The organism is Microcystis sp. M53598_WE2, assembly GCF_030067735.1.
GTDB lineage: Bacteria > Cyanobacteriota > Cyanobacteriia > Cyanobacteriales > Microcystaceae > Microcystis > Microcystis aeruginosa.
Genome location: NZ_JASJFE010000758.1, coordinates 1 through 4,361 on the forward strand (window position 1 = coordinate 1; position 4,361 = coordinate 4,361).

Here is a 4,361-nt window from a genome sequence, read left to right on the forward strand (position 1 = left end):
CCGGCAACATTAATTAATCCTGACCGATTAACCCTGGGTATTTGCCAATTAATTAATAATTGTGGCAGTCCTAAACTACCCCTAGCTTTAATATTAGCTTGCAGATCGTTTATATTAATTTTAGCGGGAATTGTTGCCAGTTGAGATAAAATTTTTCTCGTGGGAAAATTGGCTTGTAAATTCAAATTAATTGGCATTTTTGTCCCGTCAAGAGGTTGATTTTTTTGCAGGGATTGCAGAATATTTAACTGTAATTTTCCTTCTCCTTTAATTTCTCCACCTGCGACGGGTTTAATTTGAATTTTATCTAAATTAAGACGATTGAGATTTGTTTGAAAATTACTGGTTATTGATTGAATAGGAATTTGCTCAAAAATAATCGGTTTGCTGTTGCTAACGGTTCCTTTAATTAGAGGTTGATCTAGTTTTCCCGTCACTTGAAAAGTAGAGCGTGCTTCTCCCCGTAAATCTAGAGGTGATTGCAGATAAATAATTCTTAAAAGTTGTTGTAAATCCACCGATTCTAGAGCGACATTGAGATGATAACCAGTTTGCCAATTTACTTCTCCTCTCACCTCAGTTTTAATCTTGCCAATAGTTGCGGTCGCTTGTTCAACTAATACTTTGTCTCCCTGTAAATTTAACTTAGTTGTTAGCTTAATTGGATACTGGAAAGGTTGGAATTTTCCCGCTACTTCCGTCACCTGAAAATTGCCATTACCTTGACTTTGATTTAGCTTTGCCCAACTGGGAATATTGAGAGCAATATTAGCATTTACTTGTCCTTGATTTAATTGAAAATTGCGATTAGGAATTAAAGTTAATAGTTCACTTAAGTTTAAACGGTCGATCTGAAGATTAGTTAGGCTTTCACCCGTTTTTAACGCCGTTTCTCCTTGAATTTTTACTTGACTTTTGAGGATTTCTGCGCTGAAATCGTAGGTGAGAGGCTGCCTTTGATTATCAATAAATCTTCCTTGACCATCGGCCTTAATTTCTATCGGTTTTTTCAGGGCATAGGGTTGGATATTAATAGCTGCCTTCTCCACCTGAAAACCCAGATTTAACCTAATGGGTGCCTCCCGATCAAAGTTACTAGCTATTTTTTCTAAATTATCGAGCCATTGACCATTTTTATCCTGATCGAGATAAATACTGGGATTAATTAACTTGACATCAACCGGCAGCGGCAGACCTAAAAGTAAGGGCAGTGGATTTAATCCCAATTCGATCGCATCAATAGATAAACTATCAGCAGAATTGGCCGTAGCTGGAATTTCCGATTTACCGATACGAATGCGATTAAAATAAAAGCCCTCTATCTTACCTACCCTGACAGGTCTGTGCAGCATTTCACTGAAGATATTGTCTAAAATTGGGGTGAGACGTTCATAAACTAAATAACGAGTCGTAAAATAGCCAAGGGAGGTAATTCCTAGGAGAGTAATTCCCCCGACAATTAAAGTAGAAGGCCGGCGGACAAATCGACCGATACTCAGAAAAAGATTAGGACGGGAAGAAGGATCACCGGGGGAGTTACTCATAATTATTTACCTCACACACACCAAAGAAAGGGAAATGGCTCACCAGAGCTAATGAACTATGATAATTCACCGCGGCACTGATAGCCCTCAATCGATTAATTGCCATTTTTTAGGCAATTATTGGGCTTAAATCCTGTGAGGAAGTCAAGGGCTGCGGCCAATTAAAAGCCTCTCTCCCCATCTTAGCCTAAGACTCGAATGGCTGGCTAAAATTTTCAACAATTCGCCAAAATCTCCCCAGTTTCAACAGCTAACCGAATTAATATTGATCAACCCACCAGTTCCATCAGAATATTGCCAGGATAAATAGGTTCGGAAATTGAAGATTGAGAGAAAAGTTGTGCAGACAGACAACAATCCGGCGCAGTCTGGAACAACGACCGGAAGCATTCAGTCATAGAATATTGGGATTAGCACGTCTATTTTTACTGCAAAAATCGTCTTATAGATTAAAGATTATGAAAGCCAGATTATCGATCGCCCTAACCGCCCTAATGACCTTGGGCATAACTGCCACACCAGCGGCCAACTTTGACGAACAGGACATCGAGCAGACCCAGGTAGTAGCGATCGCTCGTCCCTACGGAGGTAATAAATTTGACCTGCTAGTCTTGGAACAAATCCAGGGAAAACAGAAGTGTTGGAGCGAAAGCGGCTCAAATCCCGTCATGATCGACCCTCTACTCCTCAACTTTGACTTTACCGGCATTTGTCGCCGCGCCACCGATAGTAATGGTTATTCTATCCGTCTGGATGGCCGGGATTTTGGGCTAGATTACATCCTGCGTATTGTGGAACGCAATGGCGAATTATACTTAGTGGGAACCCCCCGGGATGCCCGCCGACCGGAATTAGTGGTGGGAAGAACCCGAGGAATGCAAACAGGATTTATGAAAATTATCCTCGAACCGGGTTGGAGATTTAGCCGTCGTACTTTCCAAGGCAAAAGTTTAGGCCACTTCTACTTTAGCGGCAAAGAAGCGGAAGTTCTCGCAGCCACCGGGAGACCGCCCATCAACGAAACCACTCCTCCCCCCAGTTCTGGGGCTAGTTTCCAGGATATTAGCGGCGATATCTATAAAACTGAGATTGAAAAAGCGATCGCGCTTGGGGTAGTGGCCGGTTTTAAAGAAGATAACACCTTCCGCCCCGAAAATCCCGTCACCAGGGAACAATTCGTCTCGATGATTATTGAAGGGATGGGAACTGTCACCAAAATTAACCTAGAAGATATTCCCCCCGGCAGCGGCAGTTTTAACGACGTAGAAGCGACGCGCTGGAGTGCCAAAAAAATCCAATGGGCCCGGGCCAATGGTATTGTTGCCGGCAAAGCTAACGGCGAATTCCGTCCCACCGACCCCATCACCCGGGCCGAATTGATGGCGATTCTCAAACAGGCCGCCACCTACCTGAAAACTCAGCAAAAACAAGCCCCCGATTTAGCCCAAACTAAAACCCCCGTCAATTTTTCCGATACTTCCGGTCATTGGGCTGCCAGTTTAATTACCCAGATGTCGGGATTTTGCGGTGTGGCCTCTCCCTTGAACGAACAGGGTAGTGCTTTTGTACCAAATGATCCCGCCCGTCGTAACTACGCAGCAGCCGCCATCGTCCGTACCCTCGATTGTGTTAAAACCGCCAAAAAATAACGGCCTCTCCTCCATCAGAGTTTGCGGCAAAAAGTTTTTCCTAGGGGTAGGATGTGGGGTGTGGGGTTTTATCCATTTTTAGGAAGTCAATTACCTAATTTTCAGGGAAAAAGTCCCCCCAATTTTCCCCCCGCTCACTCCCAGGCCCGGCACTGTTTGATCTCAAAAAGGCCTAAAGATATTATCCAATTACCGATGACTGATGACTGATTACTGATCACTGATTACTGATGACTGATTACTGATTACTGATCACTGATTGTGGTTGTTAATTTTTACCTTAAATGTCGGTTTGAAGGAACCCTCGGTTTCACTGACGAGATGAAAAACCGACCAGCATAAAACAGCGAAGCACAGCTAATATTCATGGGAGTCTTGATTCTCGACATATTTCTTAAGTTGGTCTATTGTGACACCGCCACAACTAGCCACAAAATATGCCCCTGTCCACAAAATTCTCTTATCTTGACCATATATCTCTTTCAAGTGGTCTGAAAAGTTATCCCACATCAGCTGGCAAGAAGTTGATTTTAAGTTAGCGATTAGACTACTTAACAGTTTATGAGGGGGGTAAGTTAAAAGAATGTGAACATGGTCTGATTCTCCGTTAATCTCTATTACCTTCGCCTCCCATTTCTCAGCTATGTTTTGAAAAACTATTCTCAAAAACTCTAAATGCTTTTTCTGGAATACTTTCCGATGATATTTTGTCACAAGAACTATATGTACGGTGAGATTAAAAGTGGCTCTACGAGTCTTAAAATAATTAGTTTTTATGCTCTTGACACTTTTTACAATGAATTACTATACTCATAATATAAGTGGGTGGGTGGAATTAAATATAAGATGAACGTAGGTTGGGTTGAAGCATGAAACCCAACGCCTGCTCATGTTACGCTACCGCTAACCCATCCTACAAATAATTGTGCCTCCCTACTTAACACATTGAGAGGTCGAATCGATGCGAGTCATAGAGTTTAAGTTAAAAGTCAATCCTTCCCAAAAGATAGCCATTCAAGAGGCTATCAGGGTGGGACAGTTTATTCGGAACAAATGTCTAAGATTTTGGATGGACTCTACCAAAGAAGATCAGGTTAACTATGCTACTTTGTGTAGGCTAACTACCGAATTATCTAATATTCCTGAATTTTCTTTTGTTGGTAAACTC

At 42.2% G+C, this 4,361-nt stretch carries 3 protein-coding genes and 1 pseudogene; 2 read left to right on the plus strand and 2 right to left on the minus strand.

All coding sequences use genetic code 11. From position 1 onward, the window contains the following. On the minus strand, positions 1-1,544 hold a 1,544-nt coding region (locus PX636_RS15495; RefSeq protein WP_502882892.1), incomplete at its 3' end, for an AsmA family protein. Positions 1,545-2,002: 458 nt separating this feature from the next. Here PX636_RS15495 and PX636_RS15500 point away from each other — a divergent pair. Further along, positions 2,003-3,193 (plus strand): DUF3747 domain-containing protein, encoded by a 1,191-nt coding sequence (locus PX636_RS15500; protein ID WP_288117742.1) that lies wholly within the window; start codon positions 2,003-2,005, stop codon positions 3,191-3,193. Between the two features lie 357 nt (positions 3,194-3,550). Here the strand turns inward: PX636_RS15500 and tnpA are convergent, their stop codons facing one another. Continuing rightward, the gene (gene tnpA, locus PX636_RS22725) at positions 3,551-3,991 is read right to left on the minus strand and encodes an IS200/IS605 family transposase (RefSeq protein WP_353853484.1); all 441 of its coding nucleotides are present in this window, start codon (positions 3,989-3,991) and stop codon (positions 3,551-3,553) included. Between the two features lie 163 nt (positions 3,992-4,154). Between tnpA and PX636_RS15505 the strand changes: the two are divergent. After that, positions 4,155-4,361: pseudogene (locus tag PX636_RS15505) on the plus strand (RNA-guided endonuclease InsQ/TnpB family protein); the annotation flags it as partial.

Bases quoted from the DNA above. Each gene is read 5' to 3' on its own strand.
- PX636_RS15500 (WP_288117742.1), top strand. From the start codon at position 2,003: ATGAAAGCCAGATTATCGATCGCCCTAACCGCCCTAATGACCTTGGGC.